We start from the raw sequence: 24,330 nt of genomic DNA, 5'->3' as shown, positions 1-24,330 counted from the left end.
CGCGACGCGTGAAGATTCAGTGCGTCGTAGACGGTTGCGCGCCGTTCGGCACAAATACATAACCATGGCTGCGGACGGTCTGGATGAACCGCGGCGCGGAGGGGTCCGCTTCGAGAAGCCTGCGCAATCGCCACACTTGGACATCGACCCCTCGGCCGGTATGATCGTCTTCCGGGCCGTGCAGCAATTCAAGCAGGCGCTCACGGGTAAGCGTGCGCATGGGGTGACTGACGAAGATCTTAAGCAGCGCGAATTCTCCCGCCGACAACGTAAGCCGGTTGGTCTCCGTCTTGAGCGTGCGCAACTGAAGGTCAAGCGTGAATGGGCCGAATCCGACGACTTCGTGTTTTTCCTGCGCCGCGGCCGAGGCAGTCAGGGTTCGCCGTCGCAATACGGCTCGCATGCGGGCAAGGAGTTCGCGAGGATTGAAGGGTTTGCCGATGCAGTCGTCCGCGCCCATTTCGAGCCCCACGATCCGATCCATGTCGTCGGGTCCCGAGGCCAGAATCACGGGGACGGTGTTGCCCGCGGCGCGTAGCGTGCTCAGCGCTGCGAGGCCGTTCACACCGTGCATGATCTGGTCGAGGACAATCAGATCGGGTGGGTTGCGTTCGATATGTTCCCCGAGCGACTTCACCTCGTGCAATACGGAGACCGCCATGCCTTCTCGTCCGAGAAAGTCGGCCAGCGATCCAAGTAGTTCGACATCGTCGTCAACGACCAGTATTTGAGTTGTCATAGTAGGGAAATCGAACGCATAGCCGGCAATCAGGGGTGCAATAACGTTGGCCGTCACGTCACGACTGGTGGTTTGCCACGCAGGCTTTCAGTGCCGTCAGGCGGCTCGTGACCACGCGAACGTAGTGCTTCAGCTTCTTTAACGGAGCAACCCGTGGGAATCCGTCGCTGGATGCGGTTTTTTTTAAAGCCGTGGAGCCGATCGAGGGCGCGAGGCCAGCGCTCGTCCAGGCCAGGTGGGGTAGCATGGCAAACTCCTATCGCCCATGTCGGATGCATCCGACTCGCCCACTACCGCTATGCCTTCTCCTCTTTCGCCTGCTGCCGTCGACGCATTGCGCGCCCTCACGCCCGGTGCTCAAAGCACCACGCATTTCAATCACGCGGGGGCCTCGTTGCCGTCGTCCGCCACGCTGGAGGCGATGCGCGCCCATCTTTGGCGCGAAGCCACGATGGGGCCGATGGAAGCCGGCATAGCCGGGCGTGAGCAGTCTGAGCGCGCTCGCTTGCTGGCTGCGCGACTGCTGAACGCCCGTCCGGCGGAGATCGCGCTGACCAGCGGCAACTCGGCAGGGTGGGGGCGCGCATTCGCCGCGCTAGGACCCTGGCGATCCGGCGAGCGAATCCTGGTCGGGCGTCACGAGTGGGGCGGGAATCTGGCGGCCATGCGTCTGTCGGCGCAGCGCGCAGGGGCGACGATCGAAGTCATTCCGTCCGATTCCAGCGGCGCCGTGGATCCTCAGGCGCTGGAGGCCATGCTCGACGACCGTGTGCGCCTGATCGCGCTAACCTGGTTGCCGGCGAATGGCGGGCTGATCAATCCGGCTGCGGCGATCGGGCAGGTCGCGCGCCGCCACGGCATCCCCTACTTCATCGATGCTGCTCAGGCGGTCGGACAGCTTCCTGTCGACGTCGCCGAGGTGGGTTGCGATGTCCTGACCGGTCCCTGCCGCAAGGCGCTGCGTGGTCCGAGAGGCACGGGCCTGTTGTATGTGCGGGAGGATTTTTTGTCCCGCTTGACGCCGGCTTTCGTCGACATACGATCCGCGCCGCTGGGCGCAGACGGCGAACCTGTCTTGCGGGACGACGCGGTGCGTTTCGAGGCGGCGGAAGCCGCGCCAGCGCTGCATTGCGGCCTGGCTAACGCGTTGGAAGAGGCGTTGGAGATCGGCGTTGAAAATATTCGTGCGCAGATCGACAGCGTGGCACAAGCGTTGCGCGGGCAACTCGCGGAGATTCCCGGTGTGACCGTGCTGGACCAGGGTCGGGAGCGATCCGGGCTGGTGGCGTTCAACATAGCGGGTCTGGAGGCTGCTTCGGTGCAGCGCAGTCTGGCGGATCAAGGCATCTCAATCGGCAGCAACGGTGTCCCGTACACGCCCCTTGATATGGAATCCAGAGGACTTAAGCAGATCGCGCGCGCGTCGGTCAGCTATCTGACTACCGAGACGGAAATCGGCAGGCTGCTGGATGGAATACGAAAGTTGGCAACCCAGTGACCCTTTGCGCGTTGGGTTTGGTTAGATCTGAAGCGATACCAATTCTCATTCGTGCGGCTGAGCGTGCCATGCACTATGCTGCGCTAACGGGTGCCGCACATGAGCAGCGTGATGCTATGCACCAAACAGCATCACGCGAAATGCGTTGCCTGAGCGGCGTGGCGTAGCAAATTGAGGAGGCGGTATGCAAGGAGATGCCAAGGTACTCGAATACCTGAATGCGCAATTGAAGAATGAACTGACCGCAATCAACCAGTACTTTCTGCACGCAAGAATGTATGGTCATTGGGGCCTGAAAGGCCTCGGCAAACACGAGTACGACGAATCAATCGGCGAGATGAAGCACGCCGATCTGCTGATCGAGCGCATCTTCGTGCTGGATGGCTTACCGAATCTGCAGGACCTGCACAAATTGCTGATCGGCGAGGAAACGCAGGAAATCCTTGAGTGCGACCTCAAGCTCGAGCGGATGTCGCAGGCAACGTGCAAGGAAGCCATTGCCTACTGCGAGACGGTTAGCGATTACGTCTCACGCGCGATCCTCACCCATATTCTCGACGACACCGAGGAACATATCGACTGGCTCGAGACCAATCTGGAGTTGATCGACAAGGTGGGGATTCAGAACTATCAGCAATCGGCGATGGAGTCACCGGAGTAAATCTGTCGAGATTCCGGGCGGCGAGGCGAATCGACGATCAGCACTGCGTCGTCACGCACTACGGCCGCCCATCAACGCGTCGAAGTCTCCAGATAGGCTCACTGTTCAGACGGCTTTCCCAGTCGCGTTCCAGTCCGATTCGCGCGCGAGTTCGACGAACGCTTTCAGATAATCGATCGCCGCGTCTGTCTCGCGCACGCCGAGAAAAATCTGCTTGGCGATGCCTCGCTTGCCCAGTCTGACCGGACTGATGGCGACCTTGCCGGCATACTCTTCCACCAGCCAGCGCGGCAGCGCGGCGACGCCCCGCCCACTCGCTACCATCTGCAACATGATGTCGGTTGTTTCAATGACCTTGTGGCGTTTCGGCATGACGTTCGCCGGCATCAGAAACTGGTTATAGATATCCAGCCGGTCGATTTCCACCGGATACGTAATGAGGACTTCATCCGCCAGTTCCTCCGGCGGAATAAAGGGCAACTGCGCAAGCCGGTGCCCGGGGCCGACCACCAGCACCTGCTCGTAATCGAACACCGGCTCGAAGCATAGACCGGGTTTTCGTAGCGGATCCGGGGTGACCAGAATGTCGATGTCGTAACCGAACAGCGCACCGATGCCGCCAAACTGGAATTTCTGTTTGACGTCGACATCCACGTCCGGCCAGCGCGCGAGATACGGCGAGACCACCTTGAGCAGCCACTGATAGCAGGGGTGGCACTCCATACCGATACGAAGCGTGCCGCGCTGCCCCTGGGCGTATTGCTTCATCCGTTCTTCCGCGTGTTCCATTTGCGGCAGCACCCGGTTCGCGAGCGCCAGCAGATATTGACCGGCCTGGGTCAGGCGCAGGTTTCGGCCCTCTCGATCCCACACGGCGGTGCCCAGGTGCTGTTCCATCTTCTTGACGGTGTGACTCAGCGCCGATTGCGTCAGGCACAGTACGTTGGCCGCCGCGGTCAGGGAGCCTTGGCGGTCCACTTCCCGAATGATCGTCAGATGGGTTCGTTCAAGCATGGCGAGTCCATGAAGAAAACTAATTGATCAATGAAATAATGCCATTATATTTCATGATCCATCCACCCTATGATCGAGCCGTTCATTTTCGGAGCAGCTCATCACCATGGTTACGACACACAATCTGGGTTTCCCCCGCATCGGCGCAAAGCGTGAGCTGAAGTTTGCCCAGGAGCACTACTGGAAGGGCCAGTCGTCGCGCGACGAGCTGAAAAGCCTGGGCGCGCAACTGCGTCAGCGCCACTGGGAGAACCAGTCCGGCCTCGATCAGGTTCCGGTTGGCGACTTCTCGTTCTATGACCAGGTGCTCGATACGAGCTTCATGCTGGGCAACATCCCGGAACGGGTCCGGGGCTTCGAAGGCGACGCGCTCGACAATTACTTTCGTGTTGCGCGTGGCCGCTCCGCGCATGATTCCGCCTGCAGTTGCGGCGTGCAAGCCGGCGAGATGACCAAATGGTTCGATACGAACTACCACTACATCGTGCCGGAATTCAGTGCGTCGGCCGAGTTTTCGCTCGACGCGTCGCGCCTCCTCGATCAACTCACCCAGGCTCGCGCGCTTGGCGTCAAAGCCAAGCCAGTCATCATCGGACCGGTAACGTATCTATGGCTCGGCAAGGCGAAAGACGATTCGGACAAGCTCGCGCTGTTGCCGCGCCTGTTGCCTGTGTACGCGGCCCTGCTCGAGCAACTGGCGGCGCAAGGCGTGGAATGGGTGCAGATCGACGAGCCGGCGCTGGTCACCGAGCTCGAGCCGGCATGGCAACACGCGTTCGTCACGGCGTACGACGCGTTGAAGACCACCCGCGTGAAGCTGCTGCTGGCAACCTATTTTGGTGAGCTGCGCGACAACCTCGCGCTTGCTTGCGGATTGCCGGTTCACGGTCTGCATGTCGATGCGATCAACGGCCGTAGCGAGATCGAGCCGGTCGTCGCGCGCTTGCCCGCCGACAAGATTCTGTCGCTTGGCGTCATCAATGGCCGCAACATCTGGAAGACCGACCTGAGCGCGGTGCTCGAATGGCTGACGCCGATTCATCAGGCGTTGCAGGCTCGCTTGTGGATCGCGCCGTCGTGTTCATTGCTGCATGTTCCGGTCGACCTGAACAGCGAACAGAAGCTCGATCACGAAATCCGGTCGTGGCTCGCCTTTGCCCTACAAAAGCTCGATGAACTGAAGGTCATCGCGAAGGCGCTGAACGATGGACGCGAGTCGGTGCAAGCTGCGCTTGCCGAGAATCAGGCCGCCATTCAGAGCCGTCGCACGTCGCCGCGCGTGCACAACCCGGCGGTCAAGGCCGCGATTGCGAAGATCGATGCCGCGCTGGGACGTCGCACCAGCGCCTATCCGCAACGCGCTGCCCGGCAGTCTGCGCTGTTGAACCTGCCCGCTTACCCGACCACCACCATCGGATCCTTCCCGCAAACCGCCGAAATCCGCCAGGCGCGCAGCCAATTCAAGAGCGGTGAGCTGGACGAAGCCGGCTACAAGACGGTCATGCAGCACGAAATTGCGCGCAGCGTGCAGGAACAGGAAGCACTGGGTCTCGACGTGCTCGTGCATGGCGAAGCAGAGCGTAACGACATGGTCGAATACTTCGGCGAACAGCTCGACGGTTACGCGTTCAGCCAGTTCGGCTGGGTGCAGTCGTATGGCTCGCGTTGCGTGAAGCCGCCCATCCTGTTCGGCGACATCAGCCGTCCGAAGGCGATGACGGTCGAGTGGATCAGGTATGCACAATCGCAGACCGCCAAGCCGATGAAGGGCATGTTGACCGGCCCGGTCACGATCCTGAACTGGTCGTTCGTGCGTGACGACCAGCCGCGTTCGGTCTCCTGCTATCAGCTGGCGCTGGCGATCCGCGAAGAAGTGCTGGACCTGGAGAATGCGGGTGTACGCGTGATCCAGATTGACGAAGCAGCGTTGCGTGAAGGCCTGCCGTTGCGCAAGTCGCAGTGGAACGACTATCTGCAATGGGCGGTGGAATCGTTCCGTATCACGGCAAATGGCGTGCAGGACGAGACGCAGATCCACACGCACATGTGCTACTCGGAGTTCAACGACATCATCGCTTCGATCGCCGATATGGACGCAGACGTCATCACGATCGAGACGTCACGCTCGGATATGGAATTGCTGGACGCTTTCGACCACTTCAACTATCCGAACGAAATCGGGCCGGGCGTCTACGACATCCACTCGCCGAATATCCCCAGCCAGGAGCACATCGTGAATCTGATGCGCAAGGCGGCTGAGCGGATTCCGGCTGAGCGCTTGTGGGTGAACCCCGACTGCGGGCTGAAGACCCGCGCGTGGGAAGAAGTCATTCCTGCGTTGAAAAACATGGTTGCGGCAGCGAAAACGTTGCGCGCCGGCATTTGATCGAAGCAGTCAAGGATCCGCTATGGCTCGCACTCACATACATGGTTTTCCGCGCATCGGCGCGCATCGCGAACTCAAGTTTGCCCAGGAGTCGTTCTGGCGCGGCGAGTCCGACGATGCCGCTCTGCGCGGCGTCGCGCAGGCCCTACGCGCTCGTCACTGGGAGCAGCAGCGTGCGGCGGGCCTCGACTTCGTCACAGTGGGCGATTTCGCCTACTACGATCAGATGCTGAGCCTGACAGCACTGCTCGGTGCGTTGCCCGAGCGATTCGCGTTCGAGCCCGCATCGCTGTCGCTGGCTCAGTACTATGAACTGGCGCGCGGCAACACGGCGCAGCCGGCGATGGAAATGACGAAGTGGTTCGACACCAACTACCACTATCTCGTCCCGGAGCTTGGACCGCAGACGACATTCAACGGCGGAGTGAACTGGTTCTTCGAGGAGATCGACGAAGCGCTCGCATTGAATCTGCCGGTCAAGCCTGTCCTGATCGGTCCGATCACGTATCTGTGGCTGTCCAAAAGTCACGTGACCGGTTTTGACAGACTGTCCTTGTTGCCCAAGCTCGTGATCCGTTACCTGCGTATTCTCGACGAGTTGAAGCAACGCGGGATCGAATGGATGCAGCTCGACGAACCCGCGCTGTGCCTCGATCTCGAGGGCGAATGGCTCGAAGCATTTTCTGCCGTGTACGAGGTGCTGGGCGCGTCGGGTGTCAAGGTATTGCTGGCGACGTATTTCGGCACGGCAGCCGATCATGCTCCACGCGTTGCCACGCTGCCGGTCCACGGTGTGCATATCGATCTGGTCAGGGCGCCGGAGCAACTTGAGGCGTGGCATGAGGCGTTGCCGGCTGACCGGGTGCTGTCGGCCGGCGTCATCGACGGGCGCAATATCTGGCGTGCCGACCTGGGCGAAATCGTCGACTCGTTGCAACGCTTACATGCGCAGCGTGGCGACAAGCTCTGGGTTGCGCCGTCATGCTCGCTGCTGCATGTACCGGTGACGCTGGACCTGGAAAAGAGACTGGATACCGATCTGAAATCCTGGCTTGCGTTCGCGAGCGAGAAGCTTGATGAGCTCGGCGCCATCGCGCTCGCGCTTCACGATCCGGCGGCGGCCGAGCCTCAGTTGGCTGCGGCGGACAAGGCCCTCGATGCGCGGCGCAGCTCAAGTGCGGTGATGAATGTGCTCGTGCAGAGAAAAGTCGCGACCATCACGGACGAGATGGCGAACCGCAAGAGTCAGTTTGCCGACCGGTCTCGCGTGCAGCGGCATTCGCTGAAATTGCCACTCCTGCCTACCACGACCATCGGCTCGTTTCCGCAAACGCCGGGCATCCGCAAGGCTCGCGCGGCTTACAGGCGCGGCGAATTACGCGCACTCGACTACCTCGAACGCATGCGCGCGGAAACCGCCTCTGTGCTGAGAAAGCAGGAGGAACTCGGGCTCGACGTGCTGGTGCACGGCGAGGTTGAGCGCAACGACATGGTCGAGTTCTTCGCCGAGCGACTGTGGGGGTATGCGTTCACGGAGTGCGGCTGGGTACAGAACTATGGCGCGCAGTGCGTCAAGCCGCCGATCCTCTACGGCGATATTTACCGCCCCGAGCCGATGATGGTGGACGCGGCCTGTCACGCGCAGTCCTTGACGGACCGGTTGGTGAAAGGCGTGCTGACGGGGCCGGTAACGATGCTGGAGTGGTCGTTCGTTCGCGACGATCAGCCACGATCGATCACCGCCCTGCAATTGGCGCTTGTTATTCGCGAAGAAGTGGTCGACCTGGAAAAGGCGGGTATCCGCATCATCCAGATCGACGAGCCGGCGTTTCGTGAAGGCCTGCCACTGCGCAGGATCGACTGGCCGGCTTATCTGGAATGGGCGACGCGGACATTCAGAATTTCGGCGGGCGGAGTCTCCGATGCCACGCAGATCCACACGCACATGTGCTATTCGGAGTTCAACGACATTCTGCCGGCAATCGCGGCGCTGGACGCGGACGTTATCACCATCGAAACCTCGCGATCGTCCATGGAATTGCTTGCCGGGTTCGGCGCATTCGCCTATCCGAATGGAATCGGGCCCGGTGTGTACGACACCCATTCACCACGAGTGCCGAGTGTCGAAGCGATGCAGCGGCTGCTGGAACGCGCCTGCGAGGTCATCCCCGCCGAGCGTTTGTGGGTCAACCCCGACTGCGGGTTAAAGACGCGCAGCTGGCCGGAAACGGAAGCCGCGTTGACCAACATGGTCCTCGCGGCCCGGACCTTGCGGCAGCGGCTGGAAGCGGAACGCACGAACGCGGAGTTCGCTGTCCACGCCGGCTGAGAATACGCTGCGCGAAGCCGCCGACCTCACGAATTCGCTTGCCGGGTCTGGCGGCAGAAGAACCGGCGCAGCGGTGTCCTGGGCTCTTGCGCACTCTCGGTCTCGACAACCTCGCGCCACCACTTCTGGCCGCGGTGCGGCGAGGCGAGATCCAGCCGCTCGCCCATGCGCGGCGTCGACAGCGGAATGCCGCGCGCGGCGGTGAGTCCGATCACGCGCTCGTAGGGTTCCTGCCAGCGATGCATCGCCAGATCGAACGTGCCGTTGTGAACGGGCACGAGCCAACGGCCACGCAGATCGACGTGGGCCTGGACGGTCTCGTCGGGTTGCATGTGGACGTACGGCCATTGAGCGTCGTAGGCGCCGGTTTCGAGCAGCGTCACGTCGAAGGGACCCAGCCGCTCGCCAATGGCCTTGAATCCGTCGAAGTAGCCCGTGTCGCCGCTGAAGAACACGCGCAGCGCGTCATCGACGATGACCCACGAAGCCCACAAGGTGCTGTTGCCGTCGAACAGACTGCGGCCGGAGAAATGCTGCGCCGGGGTGGCCGTGAACGCGAGGCCGTCGATTTCGACGCCTTGCCACCAGTCGAACTGGCGGACTTTCGACGCCTCGATACCCCACTCGATCAGACGGTCGCCGACGCCCAGCGGCGTCAGGAATACGCCTGTCTTTGCAGCGAGCGCCAGCACCGTCTCGCGGTCCAGATGGTCGTAGTGGTCGTGCGAGAGAATCACGCCGCGCAACGGCGGCAAGTCTTCGAGCGCAATGGGCGGCGCGTGAAAGCGCTTCGGGCCGAAGCGCCGGAACGGCGATGCCCGTTCCGCGAAGACCGGATCGGTCAACCAGAACTGACCCCGCAGCTTGATCAGCATGGTGGAATGCCCGAGGCGATACAGGCTCCGGTCAGGTGCGGCCTGGAGTTGCTCGCGCGTCAGGGCATCGACGGGCAGGGCGCCCGCCGGCACCGTGCCCGCCGGCTTGTTAAGCAAAATATTCCAGACGATGCTCAAGGTCTTGCCCAGTCCTTCGACAGGACGCGGTTTGACGTTACGAAAGCGCTCGCCGTCGTGCTGAGCCGACATATCGAACGATTCACGCCCGCGTTGCGCAGCCGTCAGCCCCAAGGCGCGGCGAATAGAACCGGTGAACGATGTCATGCGAGCAGCCTCGAAGCGGAAAGTAGACTGTTCAGTGTAGTTTATTTTCGAGAAAAGTAAACTGTCCGGTGTAAAATTTAGTGATGAGCACCAGTGAACCCACCCTCCGCCTCACCGACCGCAAGCGCGCCGCCGTCATTGGGGCGGCAATCGAAGAATTTCTCGCGGCCGGCTTCGACGCGACCAGCATGGACCGAATCGCGGCACGCGCCGGCGTCTCGAAGCGCACGGTCTACAACCATTTTCCAAGCAAGGAAGCGCTGTTTGCGGCGATCCTGGGGCAGTTGTGGGAGTCGAGCGATACAGGAGAGGTGACGGCTTATTCGGCCGCGCATCCGTTGCGTGCGCAGTTGCTCCAGCTTCTGTTCAAGAAGCTGACCCTTCTGAATAACGAGGCGTTTCTGTCTCTCGCGCGCGTTGCGATCGCGGCGGGCATTCATTCGCAGGAACGGGCGCGCGACATGGTGGCGCGCATGGGCGAGCGCGAAGAGGACCTGACAGTGTGGATTCGCGCAGCCGCTGCTGATGGCCGCCTCAAGACGTCGGACCCGATGTTCGCCTCACAGCAGTTGCAGGCTCTCGTGAAGGCGTTCGCGTTCTGGCCGCAGGTGACGATGGGGCAGCCTCCCCTTAGCGCGGATCAGCAAAGGCATGTCGCGGAATCTGCTGCCGATATGTTTCTTGCGCGCTATGCGTGACGCTTATGCGCCCGCTTAGGCGCCCGCGGACGCTTCCAGTTCTGCGAGACGCTTGCGCAGCAGGCGATCTTCCTGGAAGCGGCTGGTTTCGTCGCGGATCACGGCGACGATGCCCGTGAGTTCGTTCTGCGGCGAATGCAGCAGCGCGACCGTAAAGGCAATCGACAGTGACCGCCCGTCCTTATGGACGGCAGGAACACGCAGCACGTCATTACCATAGCGGGTTTCGCCCGTTGCCATGGTCTTGTGATAACCGTCCCAATGGCGGCCGCGCAAACGTTCGGGAATGATCAGATCCAGCGACTTTCCCAGTGCCTCGTCCTGCGTAAAGCCGAACATGCGTTCAGCGCCGGGGTTCCACAATGTGATGCTGCCGGCGGCATCGGAAATGATGATCGCATCGCCGATTACGTTGACGAGTTGCTCGAAATCGATAGCGCTTTGCATGGCGCTCCCCGGAAGTAGGATCGCAGATTCTGGAATTGGATACGGCGCCCGCTGAGGGGCGCCGTATCCACGGGTCTGAGCTACACATAGGCCCGCAGCGTAACACCGTTAAACCGCTTTAATTTCGCGCAGGTTGAAGATGTCCTGCCGGCTGTAGCCTAGGCCCGCCAGCACTTCATCTGTGTGTTCACCGAGCAGCGGCGACGCGGTCACTTCCGGCTTCATGTCCGAGAACTTGATCGGACTGCCGACCGTCAGATACGAGCCACGTTTCTTGTGCGGCACTTCGACGATCGTGCCGCTCGCGCGCAATGACGGGTCGTTGGCCAGCTCCTTCATTGTCAGCACCGGCGCGCACGGAATGTCGAACTTGCGCAGGATGTCGACTGCTTCGAACTTGGTCTTGTCGGCAAGCCATGCTTCGATGGTGCCGAAGATCTCGAAGATATGCGGTTGACGTGCTTCAGCGGTCTTGTAGGCAGGGTCGTTGATCCACTCGGGTTTGCCGAGCGCCTTGCAGATCGGCTCCCACGCATGGCCCTGGATCGTGAAGTAGATGTACGCGTTCGGATCCGTTTCCCAGCCCTTGCACTTGAGCACCCAGCCCGGTTGGCCACCGCCGCCCGCATTGCCGCCGCGCGGCACTACGTCGCTGAATTCGCCATGCGGGTACTGCGGATATTCCTCGAGATAGCCCACGCGCTCCAGCCGCTGCTGGTCGCGCAGCTTCACGCGGCACAGGTTCAGCACGCTGTCCTGCATCGACACCGCGACCTTCTGGCCCTTGCCGGTTTTATCGCGTCCAATCAGTGCGGTCAGAATGCCGATTGCCAGATGCATGCCGGTGTTGCTGTCGCCGAGCGCCGCGGCGCTGATGGTCGGCGGGCCGTCCCAGAAGCCGGTGGTGGAGGCCGCGCCGCCCGCGCATTGCGCGACGTTTTCATAGACCTTCAGGTCGTCGTAGTGATGGCCGTCGCTGAAGCCCTTCACCGAAGCCACGATCATCTTCGGATTGAGTTCGTTCAGGCGTTCCCACGAAAAGCCCATCCGGTCCAGCGCACCCGGTCCAAAATTTTCGACCAGTACGTCGGATTCGCGAATCAGCTTTTCGAGTACTTCCTTGCCTTCGGGTTTTTTCGTGTCCAACGTGAGCGACTTCTTGTTGCTGTTGAGCATCGTGAAGTACAGCGCGTCGGCGTCAGGAATGTCGCGCAACTGGTTACGCGTCACGTCGCCCGAACCCGGTCTTTCAACCTTGATCACGTCGGCGCCGAACCAGGCGAGCAACTGGGTGCACGCAGGACCGGCCTGAACGTGGGTGAAGTCGATGATCTTGATGCCTTCGAGTGGTTTGGTCACTTTGCTATCTCCGTGGTTACGCTGGATCACTTTTTCATTGCCGCGCTTTGCGGATTCAGATTGGTCAGGCGGCCGCTTTCAGTGCCCGCCGCTTCGTCGATGACGGCATTGATCAAGGTCGGCTTGCCGGATGCGATCGCTTCGAGCAGTGCCTTCGTCAGTTCTTCCGGGGTGGTCGCGTTGTAGCCGACACCGCCGAATGCCTCGATCATCTTGTCGTAGCGCGCGCCCTTCACGAACACGGTCGGCGCGACGTCCTTGCCGCCCGTCGGGTTCACGTCGGTGCCGCGATACACGCCGTTGTTGTTGAACACGATCGTGCAAACCGGCAGGTCGTAACGGCAGATGGTTTCGAGTTCCATGCCGCTGAAGCCGAACGCGCTGTCGCCTTCGATCGCGACAACCGGTTTGCCGCTCGTCACCGCCGCGCCGATCGCGAAACCCATGCCGATGCCCATGATTCCCCACGTGCCCGAGTCGAAGCGTTTGCGCGGCTCGTACATGTCGATGATGCTGCGCGCGTAGTCGAGCGTGTTCGCGCCTTCGTTGACGACGTTGATGTCCGGGCGCGTCTTCAGTACATCGCGAATCGCACGCAATGCGCTGTGGAAATTCATCGGCGACGGGTTCTTGTCGAGCGTGGCGGCCATCTTTGCGAGGTTCTTGCTCTTGCGCTCGGCGATGGCGCCGGTCCACTCGGCGCCCGGCTTCGCGAATCCCGCATCGAGGCCGGCACGCAATGCCGCCACGCACGAGCCGATATCGCCGATCACCGGCGCGGCAATCGCGACGTTGCTGTCGATCTCGGTCGGCGAGATATCGACCTGGACGAACTTCTTCGGCTCCGCGCCCCACGTCTTGCCCTTGCCGTGCGAGAGCAGCCAGTTCAGCCGCGCGCCGATCAGCACGACAACGTCGGCTTCCTGCAGCACGAACGAGCGCGCCGCCGATGCCGATTGCTCGTGCGTATCGGGCAGCAGGCCCTTGGCCATCGACATCGGCAGATACGGAATGCCGCTCTGCTCGACGAACGCGCGGATCTCCGCGTCAGCCTGCGCGTAAGCCGCGCCCTTACCGAGCAGAATCAGCGGACGCTTCGCGCTTTTCAGCACGTCGATTGCGCGCTTGACCGATTCCGGCGCCGGCAACTGACGCGGCGCGGCGTCGACCACTTTGACCAGCGATTGCTGCGCCTTCACGGCGTCCAGCGTTTGCGCGAGCAGCTTGGCCGGCAAGTCCAGATACACACCGCCCGGACGCCCGGACACGGCGGCGCGAATCGCACGCGCCACGCCGATGCCGATGTCTTCTGCATGCAGCACGCGATACGCGGCCTTCGCATACGGCTTGGCCGCATTCAACTGATCCATTTCTTCGTAATCGCCCTGCTGCAGATCGACGATTTCACGCTCGCTGGAACCGCTGATCAGGATCATCGGGAAGCAGTTGGTGGTTGCGTTGGCGAGCGCGGTCAGGCCGTTCAGAAAGCCGGGCGCCGACACTGTCAGGCAGATACCTGGCTTTTGCGTCATGAACCCGCTAATGGCCGCTGCATTGCCCGCGTGCTGCTCGTGACGAAAACCGATGAAACGCATTCCTTCCGCTTGGGCGAGCCGCGCGAGGTCGGTGATCGGGATGCCGACAAGACCAAAGATGGTGCTGATGTCGTTCAGTTTCAGCGCGTCGATGACGAGATGAAACCCGTCGGTCGTCTCGGCCGCTTGTTGTGTCGAAGTCTCTTCTACTGTTTGACGGTCGGCTTCTGCCATGATGTTGCTCCTTGGTCGCGGGACGTTATGGATTTGTCGTGAGTGGCGAGCTCACGTTGTTGTTCATTCAGGTGAGCCGCCTGGCGACGGCTGCAGGCGCGCTTCAGCGATAACTACGCCAGCCGGCGCACCTGAGTTTTCGATCCAGCGTTTTCTCATGGGGGCGAGGATGAATTTCGCGGATACGGCTGCCGCGATCGACACCACCGCCGCTGAGATGAACACGGTGCTCCACCCGCCGTTGGCCGACAGCACCGACGCGAGCGGCACCAGCATCGAGGCGGTGCCCTTCGCGGTATAAAGCGTGCCGGCATTGGCCGCGGCGTACTTGCTGCCGAACGTGTCCGCGCAGGTTGCCGGGAAGATCGAGAAGATCTCGCCCCAGCACAGAAACACGGCGGCGGCGAAGAACATGAAGGCGTACGGGTTGTGGCCGAACTGCATGAGGCCGAGCAGTGCAACGCCTTCGCCGAGAAAGATCATGAACATCGTGTTTTCGCGGCCGATTCTGTCCGACAGGAAGCCGCACAACGGACGCGTGAAACCGTTGCAGAGGTTGTCGATCGAGAGCGTCATCGTGAGCAGCGGCAACGTGATGCCCATCAGGTTCACCGGCAGCCTGGCAAAGCCGAATTCCTTCGCGATCGGCCCAAGCTGGGCGGTGGCAATAATGCCGCCGGCCGCGACGAACACGAACATCAGATACAGCACCCAGAAGAGCGGCGAACGGATCATCTCGCCGGGCGTGTAGTCGATCTTGCTGGCGACCACGCGTTTGGCCGCGACTGCGAATGCGGGAGGTTTCGGCCGGACCAGCATGGTGGCGAGCAGCAGAATGCAGACACCCTGGAAAATGCCGAAGAACATGAACGTGTGCTCGTAACCCGAGCGCTGGATCATGTTGGCGATGGGAATCACGGTGACGGCCGCGCCGGCGCCGAAACCTGCCGCGGTCAGGCCGGCCGCGAGACCGCGCTTGTCCGGAAACCATTTGAGCGCCGTGCCGACGCAGGTGCCATACACACAACCCGCGCCGATGCCGGCGATCACGGCTGCGATGTAGAGCTCGACGAGACTGCTCGCATGCGCGTCGATGATCCAGCCGAGCGCCGCGCACACCGAGCCGCCGATCACAACCGGGCGCGGCCCGAACTTGTCGACGAGCCAGCCTTCGATAGGCACGAGCCAGGTTTCAGTAACGATGAAGACCGTGAAGGCGGTCTGAATGGCGGCCTGGCCCCAGTGATGGGCGTTGTCCATCGGTACGACGAACAGCGTCCAGGCGTATTGCAGATTCGCGACGAGCCCCATGCATACGATGCCGATCGCGAGCTGCACCCAGCGGTTTTGCCGGAACGGCGTACTGCCTGTCCCGGCTACGTTGGAATGTCCCATGTCCTTCGTCTCCTGTATATTCCGGCGCGCTCGTGCGGCGCGTTGGACCTACGTGATCGAATCGCTTCATCGCCGGTTTGTCTGTTGGCAATCAAGCGCCAGTGGTCGGCCAGAGGGAATTGCACTGACGAAAACCCTTGCCCGTCGATCTCGCAACAACTGGGTAAAAGGCGTTTCGCGTGGAGCGCGTCTCAAGGATGCTGCGCGCGAACAGCGATAAGTAAAAGTTAAAACATTTTATGGTTTGTATTAGGCATGCCTAATGGATGGGTATGTCTGGCCGACGCGAAGCGGCTACAGCACGGCGGGTTGAAGGAGGGGGATTGGCGGCGACTCTTCAGACGTTCCGACTTCATCGATGTTGTCGGCAGAGGAATTAATATATAAACAAAATGTTATGGTTTTTCGAAATAACTTTAACTGTTGTTTATCTATGCGCGCTCCTATTCTTGGTCATGTCAATTTGCCTGAAGGAGACGACCATGAACCCGTCCCAGTTCGACGCCCGCGACAGCGCGCACGACGCGGAAGTAGAGGCGCAACTGTGCGCCTACAACAGCGCTTTCGAAGAACTCGGCCTGCGCTTCCGTTGGGATGCGCGCACGCTGGCGCTGGTAGCCATGATCGACGATGAAGAGGCGCAGATTGCCGCGTACATCGAAGCACATCACCCTCACTTGCTGAAGGCGTACAGCGTCGAGTTTCTGAGCCGAGCCATCCTCGAGAGGAAAAAAGCGCGCTATCCGGCGCGCGTATCGATGCGTGTCGAAAGCGCGCCGCATGCGGCCCAGGCCGTACGTCAGCCGCAGATGAGCAGCTGGCGCGAGCGCGTGTCTTACGAGGTGGATCTGCCCGCGCTGGCTGGTGTCTAGACGCGGCACACGCCACGCGTGTGCCGCCGGTTGGAGAGGCGCTAGCTAGACATGCGCGACAGAACAATCAGCACGGTCGTCACGGTAATCGCCCCGCCGATCCGGGTCGCGATCTGCGCGAACGGCATCAGCGTCATGCGATTGGCGGCAGTCAGGATCGCGACGTCGCCCGTGCCGCCCTGACCGCTGTGGCAGGCGTTCACGATGGCTGCGTCGATCGGGTACATCTTCATCCAGTACCCCACCAGAGCACCGACTGACATCAGGGTTGCGACGGTCGACACGATGGTGATGAGGGTCGGCAGGGTGAAGGAAGCCATCAGCTTGTCCCATGGCGTCAGCGATACGCCGATGGCGAACAGCAGCGGGTAGGTGACCGCGGTGGAGAAAAACTTGTACACAATGTAGGCGCCCTCCTGCAGCTCTGGAGACACCGCCTGCGTGAGTTTCACGACCACCGCGATAAAAAGCATGGCGACCGGCGCCGGCAGGCCGAATAGCCGCTGGCACAAGATGCCGACAACGTAGAGCGTCAGTGCGGTGATACCCGCGGCGGCGATATGGGTCACATCCATATGGCCCGAGATTTCTTGCTGGGCAGGGTCCATTTCGCCGTGCTCGCCAGGCTGTAAACGTCCTTCGCCGGTGAAACGAGGGTATCGCTTGCCCACGAAATTCAACGTGCCGGCGAAAATGATCGCCGCCAGGCTGCCGAGCATGACGGGAGGTAGAACGGTCGCAAACAGGACGCCGGGATCCTGATGCAGGATCCCGGCATATCCAACGGTCAGCGGAATGGCCCCTTCGCCGACTCCGCCAGCCATGATCGGTACGACGATAAAAAAGAACGTGTGATAGGCGCCGAGTCCCAGCGCCGTGCCGACGGCCGTCCCGACGGCGCCGGCCACGATCGTTCCGATACCGAGCGGCACGAAGATCTTGAGGAAGCCCTTGATCAGGACCTGCCGGTCCATGCTCAGGATGCTGCCCACAATAATCGACGCAATGAACAGGTACAGAAAATTGGTGGACTTGGTGAATTCGATGGTGACCTTCACGATCTGCACAGGCAGCAACTTGTAGTACACCAGCGCGGACGGGATAAAGGTCGCAAAGATGGCGGCGGCGCCGATCGCGCGAATGCCTGGAATGCGCTTACCGATTTCGGCCAGCGTGAAACCGAAGAACGCAAACATCACGATCACGAGCGAAATCTCATTCGGCAGTTTGTCGATATAGACAAGCACTGCGATGAGCGCGCCGGCAATGATGTAGATCGGCAGCGGAATGATGCCGATGCGGATTTCCATCAGCCTCCACCATCCTTGGGGCCAGAAGGCCTGCTTCTTCGCCTGATCTGGCGGTAGAGGGGTGGAAGCCGCTGTCTTCATCGAAGTCTCCTGAACGGATATTCGGTTGCTTGCGCCGCTTTTTCAGTTCGCTATCGACTCTGTGGAGTGCCAAAGACACCCGTCATGTATCCCGTGGCGGTTCGACGAGTTGTCCGAAGTCTGGCTGAAGTCTGTGTTTAATTAGTGTCGTGCGCAAAGAACTTTAAGCGTAGCATCGCGCGGGTGGCAGGGGTACCGTGCATACCCCTACCGGCCTGATTCCGGCATTCAAAAGATGCACCGCTTACGCCACATGCTTCAAGAAGTCTTTCAAACGCTGCGTCGGCGGATTGTCGATTAGCATCGCCGGTTCGCCATCTTCAGCAATTCCGCCGTTGTCCATAAACAGCAGGCGTGTCCCCACCCGCTTGGCGAAGCCAATTTCGTGCGTCACGACGATCATCGTCATGCCTTCCATCGCGAGGTCTTGCATGACCTTGAGAACTTCGTGACGAAGCTCAGGATCGAGCGCGGACGTCGGTTCGTCGAACAGCATCAGTTTCGGTTTGATAGCCAACGCACGGGCGATGGCCACACGCTGCTGTTGTCCGCCGGACAACTCCGACGGATAGTGATTGGCCCGCGATTCGAGACCGACTTTGTCGAGTAGCGCCATCGCCTGATCGCGTGCCTGGGCACGGGAAGCGCCACGTGACTCGATGGGACCGAACATGACGTTTTCGAGCGCTGTCATCTGCGGAAACAGGTTGAACTGCTGAAACACCATGCCGGCTTCGAGGCGAATGCTGCGGATGTCAGATGCATCACCTTTGACGCTCAAGCCATCGACCAGCAATTCGCCGCCGCTAATTTTTTCGAGCGCATTGATGCAACGGAGCAGGGTGGATTTGCCCGAACCCGAGGGCCCGACGATCACCACGACCTCGCCGTTCTCAATACGAAGATCGATATCCTTGAGCACGGGCACGTGGCCGAAGCTCTTCGAAACGCTTTGAAATTCCACCATGCTCATAGTATGCGCATCCTTCTTTCAACGAGACGCAGCGACAGTGTCATCACACCGGTGAGGAGCAGATAAATCACCGCGACGGCAGACCAGATTTCAACCGCACGAAAATTCCCGGCAATGATTTCCTGACCCTGGCGCGTCAGTTCCCCCACCCCGATGACGATGAACAGCGACGTATCCTTCAGACTCACGATGCACTGATTGCCCAGTGGCGGAATCAATCGCCGGAACGCCAGCGGTCCGACGATTTTCAGCAGTACGCGCGGCATCGACAATCCCATTGCGAGGCCGGCTTCCATCAAGCCCTTAGGAATGGACAGCAATGCACCGCGCACGACCTCGGCAAGGTAGGCGCCCGAGTTCACTGTGATCGCGACGATGGCGGCAGTGAACCCGTCGATCCTGATGTGCATGAGCAATGGCAGCGCGAAATAAAGGAACATCACCTGAACCACAATCGGCGTGCCGCGAATGAGTTCAATGTAGACCTGCGCCATGACGTTCAGCGCGAGGGGACCGTACGCGCGGAACATGCCGGCTATAACGCCGACGACGAATCCGCCGGCCAGTCCCACGAATGCAATGAACACCGTCAATTTCACGCCGGCCATCAAGTCTGGAAGCGCAGTCCAGATAACTGACCAATCGAATTCCACACACCGCTCCTGGTTGAGTCGTCTCTCGCGCAGCGGACCTCGCTGCGCGTCCTGCTGATGGCGATTACGACTTGGGCGGCTCCGAACCGAACCATTTCTTGTACAGCGTCGCATAGCGGCCGTCGGCCTTCATCCTGACCAACTCTTCGTTGACCTTCGTGACCAGCGGACTGCCCTTCGGGAAACCGATGCCGTATTTGTCACCGCTGACCGGCGTGCCGGCAACCTTCACCTTGTCTTTGCCGGCGGTGCTGACGAAATACAGCACGTTCGGCGTGTCGTGCATGGCGGCGTCCACGCGGCCCGCCTCCAGCGCGAGATAGGCCTGGTCGATATTCGGGAACTGGCGGATTTCCTTGGGCTTCAGATGCGCCTTGATCCAGTCGATGGTGGCCGTGCCGGTTTTGGCCGCGATGACCTTGCCGTTCAGGTCGTCGATGGATTTGATGCTGGTGTTGCCGGTTTGCACCATGGCGGCGAGCCCGCTGTCGTAATACGGGTCGGAGAAGTCGATGGCCTTCTTGCGTTCTTCCTTGATCGTCATGCCCGAGAGCGCGACGTCGATGTTCTGGGTCTGCAGGGCCGGGATCAATCCGCTGAAATCCATCGGTTGAATCTTGTATTTCCAGCCTTGATCTTTCGCAATTTCGGCCCACAGATCGAGGTCGAAGCCGACGTACTTGTCGCCTTGCTTGAATTCGAAGGGCATGAACGACGTGTCGGTTCCGACGATAAGTTCTTTGGTGTCGGCGTGAGCGAGGGTTGTGCCGAGCATGGCGACAGCAACCATAGACATGAGGAAGGAGCGACGTCCCGTAATTTCTCCGCGGTGGTGGGCAATGCCCCTGACATAGTCAAGGGACGGCTGACGGACACCGGGCGGCGTCGCAACATGCGATGCACAACCCGCCTGTATGGCAACATGTGTTGTCATGGCGGATACTACGACAACAAAAAGTCTGGCAACAGCTATTTGTGTTGATGTAATCCCTGGATCGACAACATTTGTTGTTTATAGGTTGCTGTGTCGATCCGGGCGTTGCATGAAATCAGCCGTCAGGCAGAGATCGGGCGCGCCAGCCGCATTAGCGATCCACGCGTTGCTGCAGGTGGGCCGGGTACCGGTCGCCGACCACCTTGACCTCATGCAGGGCCGTTTCGATGGCCGACAGATCGTCAGCCGACAGTTCGACTGCGGCCGCGCCGACGTTCTCCGTTAGTCGATGCAGCTTGGTCGTACCCGGAATCGGCACGATCCACGGCTTCTGCGCCAGCAACCAGGCGAGAGCGATCTGTGCGCGGGTCGCGCCCTTGCCATCGGCGATCCGGCCCAGCACCCCGACGAGGCCCGCATTGGCCTTGCGGTTTTCTTCCGAGAAACGCGGCACGATATTGCGGAAATCGGTTTTGTCGAACGCGGTGTTCGCGTCGATGGCGCCGGTGAGGAAGCCCTTACCGAGCGGGCTGAACGGCACGAAGCCGATGCCCAGCTCCTCCAGCGTGGGGAGCACCGTTTCTTCCGGCTCGCGCCACCACATCGAATATTCGCTCTGCAGTGCCGCCACGGGTTGCACGGCGTGGGCACGACGAATCGAATTCGCGCCGGCTTCGGAGAGGCCGAAGTGCTTCACCTTGCCCTGCTGGATCAACTCCTTGACGGCGCCGGCGACGTCTTCGATCGGCACGTTCGGGTCGACGCGATGCTGGTAGAAAAGATCGATGCGATCGGTATTCAGGCGCTTCAACGAAGCTTCGACGACCGCACGAATGCGCTCGGGCCGGCTGTCCAGGCCTTGGCTCACGTCGCCGTCCTTGAAACCGAACTTGGTGGCGATCATCACCTGATCGCGAAACGGCGCCAGCGCCTCGCCGACGAGCTCCTCGTTAAAAAACGGCCCATAGGCTTCGGCGGTATCGAAGAACGTCACGCCCTGTTCGAAAGCGGCCCGGATCAGTTTGATGCCTTCGGATTTTTCGGTCGCGGGTCCATAGCCATAGCTCAAACCCATGCAACCGAGGCCAATCGCCGATACGTCGGGACCGCTGTTTCCAAGTGTGCGATGTTGCATGTTCCTGCTCCTTTCGTGCGTGATCGATTGATGCAGACGATCTTATGCTGTTGTGAATCGCTCAACAATCTGGCTAAAATTGCACAAGGTATTGAGGAAAATTCATCTATGGCACGCGCCGGTCTGTCCGAATTAACTGCATTCGTCGCCATCGCCGAGCACCGAAGCTTTCGCGCGGCGGCGCGTATGCTGGGAGTCTCTCCGTCGGCACTGAGTCATTCGATGCGGGGTCTGGAGGCCAGGCTGGCCGTGCGCCTGCTTAACCGCACGACTCGATCCGTCGCGCTCACCGAGGCGGGCGAGCAGCTCCTGCGGCGGGTGCGGCCCGCCATCGCGGATCTGGAAGAGGCGGTGAATCAGGTCGCGTCGGAGCACGACCGGCCGTCGGGATCGATCCGGATCAGCGCGTCGGAGGCGTCAGTGAGACCGCTGATCCGCCATGTTCTTCCTGACTTCCTCGCGGCATATCCCGACATTCACATCGAGTTCGTCGTGGACACACGGCTCGTGGATATCGTGGCCGACGGTTTCGACGCCGGCATACGCGTCTATGACGACGTGCCGCGCGATATGATCGCCGTCCGCTTCGGGGGCGACATGCGTTTCGCCACGGTGGCCTCGCCGGACTATCTTGCGCATCATGTGCCGCCCAAAGCGCCGCACGATCTGATGCAGCATCGGTGCATCCGCTTCCGCTTTGATAGCGGCGTGCTTTACCGGTGGGATCTCGAACATCGCGGCAAGAGCGCGAATATCGATGTTGCCGGCCCGATGACGCTCGGCAATCTCAATCTGATGATCGAGGCCGCTCTGGCCGGTATCGGCATTGCCTGGGTTCCGGAAGATCATGTGACGGAGCATCTGGCGTCAGGGCGCCTCGTCCAGTTGCTGCCTGAATGGAGTCCAGCTTTCCCCGGCTTGTGTCTCTATTACCCCGCGAACCGCCATCCTCCGACCGCACTGAGATTGTTCGCGCAAGCGGTGCGCGACTGGGTAAGCAAGCGGTAAATTACTCGCTCGCGGACTCGACGGGGACCTCGGCGTCTCGCGCGGGCCGACGTACGGCTCGCACCTTCCCGCTGTTGCCGCCGCCGCAGAAGAACAGATCGCCGCCGTCGGCTTCCAGCCCCGACACGGTCAGGCCGGGTGGCATCTCCAGACTCTCCAGCACTTCTCCCGTGCGAGGATCGATTCGCCTCAACTCGCTCGCGTCATCTTCCCAGGTGCCGTGCCAGAGCTCTCCGTTGCTCCACGTGACGCCGGTGACGAAGCGGTTGGATTCGATCGTGCGCAGAATCGCGCCGGTTTGGGGATCGAGCTGGTGGATCTTCCGGTCCTGATATCGTCCCACCCAGAGCGAGCCTTCGGCCCACGCGAGCCCCGAGTTGCCACCGCCGCCGGGTGCCGGAATGGTGGCGAGCACGTGGCCGGTATCGGGATCGATCTTCTGGATGCGATCGTCGGCGATCTGGAACAGGTGCTGGCCATCGAAGGCCGTGCCCGCCTGCGCTGTGACGTCGAACGAGCGCAGCGTTTCTCCGCTCACGGGATCGAAGGCGTTCAGCTTGTCGCCGGCGGCAATCCAGACACGCTGACCGTCATACGTGACGCCTCCCACCTGGTTGACGCCCGGAAAGGGCCCATATTCGCGAACGATTTTGGCGGCTGATTTGTTCATGTTTCGATCCTAATCACTCGGTAGGGGGAGCGGGGAGTAACAAAGTCGTCGTGAATCCGGGCATGGGTGGCGTCATCCAGCGTCGCGCCCGCCCGCGGCCGAACGACTGTACTTTGCCGGCTGCCGCCAGCGAATCGAGTGCCCGCTGCATGGTGCGCTGGCTGGCGTCCAGCGCAATCGCGAGCGCCGAGCTCGACCACGACTCACCGTCGGCGAGGAAGGCGAGCACCATCGCATGCGGTTCTTCTACCGGCCGCGCGAGCACGACGACCTCGCGCGCGCCATGCGGCACCAGCGCAAAACCGCGCTTCGTCGCGCTCACGCCGGCCAGTGGTCCAAGCAACGCGCGCAGCCGCCCCACTTCGACGCGCAGCCGCGCCCGATGCGATTCATCGGCATGCTTCGTCCGGAATGCGCGCGCGATGAGGGTGTCCCTCGATACGTCTTCGGGCCATGCTTCGGCCAGCGCGCGTGCGAGCGCGAACAACACCGGACGCCTCGCGAGCGGGACCACGATGTTTGCCTCACGTACGACATAGCGGCACGCGTCCACCACGAGCGCCTTTGACGCCAGTAACGCCTCAACTTCCTCGAGCACGAGCAGCCGCTCTTTGCCGTGTGCAATCAGACGAGCCGCGGGCGTGTCCAGCAGAAGGCGTGCGCTTTCGACCTCCGCCGCCAGCGACGGGATACCCGCGTGACGCGCGGCCTGCTCAGCTTTCGCGAGCGCGGCGCGTGCTGTTTTTGTCTGGAGGCGGCGCATCGCTATTCCCGCGACGACCAGCTCGTGAGCGGCGCGCAGCGCGGGCGGGAAGGGTGTGGGATCGAGGTGGGCGAGCAGGCGCTCGGCCTCGTCGAGGCGCCCGATCAGGAGGAGGCGCCGGACTTCGAGATACCGCGCATGCGCGGCGTTCAGCCGGTCTCCGTGGGCTTCGAGCGTCGCCCGCGCGGCGTCGAGTGCCTTCGCCGGCCAGCCCAGATCGCGCGAGGCGAGCGCGATTTCGGCTTCGGCCACCACGCACCGTGCGCGGGCCACCGGCGCTTTCGGGCCGAAGGCGCGCGCCGCACTTCGCACCAGCGCTTTTGCCCGAACGAGATCGCCGAGCTGCGCCATCGCGATACCTCGCAGCGCGAGCGCAGCCGCGTCGTCTCGCAAGGCGACACGGTTCAGTGCGCCGAGCGGGTCGCCCGCCGCGAGCGCACGCGCCGCAGCCGTCACTAGCGAGTCCATGGTCTATT

Annotated in this window: 21 protein-coding genes; 7 read left to right on the top strand and 14 right to left on the bottom strand. The window is 61.4% G+C overall.

Features of this window, described 5'->3' with window-relative positions; all coding sequences use genetic code 11:
* Positions 1 to 16 precede the first annotated feature (16 nt).
* Positions 17 to 739: a response regulator gene (locus tag R8871_RS04675; RefSeq protein WP_175049983.1), complete on the bottom strand. Its 723-nt coding sequence runs from the start codon at positions 737 to 739 to the stop codon at positions 17 to 19.
* A gap of 298 nt (positions 740 to 1,037) precedes the next feature.
* Between R8871_RS04675 and R8871_RS04670 the strand changes: the two genes are divergently transcribed.
* Together R8871_RS04670 and bfr are read left to right on the top strand one after the other, a co-directional pair.
* Positions 1,038 to 2,237, top strand: coding sequence for an aminotransferase class V-fold PLP-dependent enzyme (locus R8871_RS04670; protein WP_175049267.1), 1,200 nt, complete (start codon positions 1,038 to 1,040; stop codon positions 2,235 to 2,237).
* A 184-nt stretch (positions 2,238 to 2,421) separates the two neighbouring features.
* Positions 2,422 to 2,898: a bacterioferritin gene (bfr, locus tag R8871_RS04665; RefSeq protein WP_054033607.1), complete on the top strand. Its 477-nt coding sequence runs from the start codon at positions 2,422 to 2,424 to the stop codon at positions 2,896 to 2,898.
* 105 nt (positions 2,899 to 3,003) lie between these two features.
* Here the strand turns inward: bfr and R8871_RS04660 are convergent, their stop codons facing one another.
* Positions 3,004 to 3,912: a LysR family transcriptional regulator gene (locus R8871_RS04660; RefSeq protein ID WP_175049266.1), complete on the bottom strand. Its 909-nt coding sequence runs from the start codon at positions 3,910 to 3,912 to the stop codon at positions 3,004 to 3,006.
* A 106-nt stretch (positions 3,913 to 4,018) separates the two neighbouring features.
* On the opposite strand from R8871_RS04660, the gene metE (R8871_RS04655) reads away from it, so the two are divergent.
* A complete protein-coding gene (gene metE, locus R8871_RS04655) occupies positions 4,019 to 6,298 on the top strand; it encodes a 5-methyltetrahydropteroyltriglutamate--homocysteine S-methyltransferase (RefSeq protein ID WP_175049265.1) in 2,280 nt (759 codons plus the stop codon).
* 22 nt (positions 6,299 to 6,320) lie between these two features.
* Complete coding sequence (gene metE, locus R8871_RS04650; RefSeq protein ID WP_175049264.1) at positions 6,321 to 8,627, top strand: 5-methyltetrahydropteroyltriglutamate--homocysteine S-methyltransferase; 2,307 nt, start codon at positions 6,321 to 6,323, stop codon at positions 8,625 to 8,627.
* Positions 8,628 to 8,653: 26 nt separating this feature from the next.
* On the opposite strand, the gene R8871_RS04645 is transcribed toward metE (R8871_RS04650), so the two are convergent.
* Positions 8,654 to 9,787 (bottom strand): MBL fold metallo-hydrolase, encoded by a 1,134-nt coding sequence (locus tag R8871_RS04645; RefSeq protein ID WP_175049263.1) that lies wholly within the window; start codon positions 9,785 to 9,787, stop codon positions 8,654 to 8,656.
* Positions 9,788 to 9,870: 83 nt separating this feature from the next.
* Here R8871_RS04645 and R8871_RS04640 point away from each other — a divergent pair, with 83 nt between their 5' ends.
* The gene (locus R8871_RS04640; RefSeq protein WP_175049262.1) at positions 9,871 to 10,485 is read left to right on the top strand and encodes a TetR/AcrR family transcriptional regulator; all 615 of its coding nucleotides are present in this window, start codon (positions 9,871 to 9,873) and stop codon (positions 10,483 to 10,485) included.
* 15 nt (positions 10,486 to 10,500) lie between these two features.
* Here the strand turns inward: R8871_RS04640 and R8871_RS04635 are convergent, their stop codons facing one another.
* The 4 genes from R8871_RS04635 to oxlT all read right to left on the bottom strand — a co-directional run bounded on the left by R8871_RS04635 (position 10,501) and on the right by oxlT (position 15,455).
* On the bottom strand, positions 10,501 to 10,932 hold the full coding sequence (locus tag R8871_RS04635) for a PAS domain-containing protein (protein ID WP_175049261.1): 432 nt from the start codon (positions 10,930 to 10,932) through the stop codon (positions 10,501 to 10,503).
* Positions 10,933 to 11,040: 108 nt separating this feature from the next.
* The gene (gene frc / locus R8871_RS04630) at positions 11,041 to 12,291 is read right to left on the bottom strand and encodes a formyl-CoA transferase (RefSeq protein ID WP_175049260.1); all 1,251 of its coding nucleotides are present in this window, start codon (positions 12,289 to 12,291) and stop codon (positions 11,041 to 11,043) included.
* 26 nt (positions 12,292 to 12,317) lie between these two features.
* Complete coding sequence (gene oxc, locus R8871_RS04625; protein WP_175049259.1) at positions 12,318 to 14,060, bottom strand: oxalyl-CoA decarboxylase; 1,743 nt, start codon at positions 14,058 to 14,060, stop codon at positions 12,318 to 12,320.
* Between the two features lie 63 nt (positions 14,061 to 14,123).
* Positions 14,124 to 15,455: an oxalate/formate MFS antiporter gene (gene oxlT, locus R8871_RS04620; RefSeq protein ID WP_175049258.1), complete on the bottom strand. Its 1,332-nt coding sequence runs from the start codon at positions 15,453 to 15,455 to the stop codon at positions 14,124 to 14,126.
* A gap of 482 nt (positions 15,456 to 15,937) precedes the next feature.
* On the opposite strand from oxlT, the gene R8871_RS04615 reads away from it, so the two are divergent.
* Complete coding sequence (locus R8871_RS04615; RefSeq protein WP_175049257.1) at positions 15,938 to 16,327, top strand: hypothetical protein; 390 nt, start codon at positions 15,938 to 15,940, stop codon at positions 16,325 to 16,327.
* 41 nt (positions 16,328 to 16,368) lie between these two features.
* Here the strand turns inward: R8871_RS04615 and R8871_RS04610 are convergent, their stop codons facing one another.
* The 5 genes from R8871_RS04610 to R8871_RS04590 all read right to left on the bottom strand — a co-directional run bounded on the left by R8871_RS04610 (position 16,369) and on the right by R8871_RS04590 (position 21,413).
* Positions 16,369 to 17,718: a 2-hydroxycarboxylate transporter family protein gene (locus tag R8871_RS04610; RefSeq protein ID WP_175049256.1), complete on the bottom strand. Its 1,350-nt coding sequence runs from the start codon at positions 17,716 to 17,718 to the stop codon at positions 16,369 to 16,371.
* Positions 17,719 to 17,962: 244 nt separating this feature from the next.
* Positions 17,963 to 18,691 carry a glutamine ABC transporter ATP-binding protein GlnQ gene (glnQ, locus tag R8871_RS04605; protein WP_175049255.1) on the bottom strand — a complete coding sequence of 243 codons (729 nt, stop codon included), beginning with the start codon at positions 18,689 to 18,691 and terminating at the stop codon, positions 17,963 to 17,965.
* Positions 18,688 to 19,344 (bottom strand): glutamine ABC transporter permease GlnP, encoded by a 657-nt coding sequence (gene glnP / locus R8871_RS04600; RefSeq protein ID WP_175049254.1) that lies wholly within the window; start codon positions 19,342 to 19,344, stop codon positions 18,688 to 18,690. The genes glnQ and glnP overlap by 4 nt, the downstream gene beginning before the upstream one ends.
* A 64-nt stretch (positions 19,345 to 19,408) precedes the next feature.
* Positions 19,409 to 20,140 carry a glutamine ABC transporter substrate-binding protein GlnH gene (glnH, locus tag R8871_RS04595; RefSeq protein ID WP_175049253.1) on the bottom strand — a complete coding sequence of 244 codons (732 nt, stop codon included), beginning with the start codon at positions 20,138 to 20,140 and terminating at the stop codon, positions 19,409 to 19,411.
* Positions 20,141 to 20,429: 289 nt separating this feature from the next.
* A complete protein-coding gene (locus R8871_RS04590; RefSeq protein WP_175049252.1) occupies positions 20,430 to 21,413 on the bottom strand; it encodes an aldo/keto reductase in 984 nt (327 codons plus the stop codon).
* Between the two features lie 108 nt (positions 21,414 to 21,521).
* On the opposite strand from R8871_RS04590, the gene R8871_RS04585 reads away from it, so the two are divergent.
* Positions 21,522 to 22,421, top strand: a complete 900-nt coding sequence (locus tag R8871_RS04585) for a LysR family transcriptional regulator (protein WP_175049251.1) — start codon at positions 21,522 to 21,524, stop codon at positions 22,419 to 22,421.
* A 1-nt stretch (position 22,422) separates the two neighbouring features.
* On the opposite strand, the gene R8871_RS04580 is transcribed toward R8871_RS04585, so the two are convergent.
* Both R8871_RS04580 and R8871_RS04575 read right to left on the bottom strand, forming a co-directional pair.
* Positions 22,423 to 23,091 (bottom strand): Vgb family protein, encoded by a 669-nt coding sequence (locus tag R8871_RS04580; protein WP_175049250.1) that lies wholly within the window; start codon positions 23,089 to 23,091, stop codon positions 22,423 to 22,425.
* Positions 23,092 to 23,104: 13 nt separating this feature from the next.
* Positions 23,105 to 24,322, bottom strand: coding sequence for a helix-turn-helix domain-containing protein (locus R8871_RS04575; RefSeq protein WP_175049249.1), 1,218 nt, complete (start codon positions 24,320 to 24,322; stop codon positions 23,105 to 23,107).
* Positions 24,323 to 24,330: the final 8 nt, after the last annotated feature.

This window comes from Paraburkholderia sediminicola (assembly GCF_902859805.1).
Taxonomy (GTDB): domain Bacteria; phylum Pseudomonadota; class Gammaproteobacteria; order Burkholderiales; family Burkholderiaceae; genus Paraburkholderia; species Paraburkholderia sediminicola.
The sequence above is the reverse complement of the archived record's forward strand: the minus strand, read 5'-3'. Positions and strand labels throughout refer to the sequence as shown.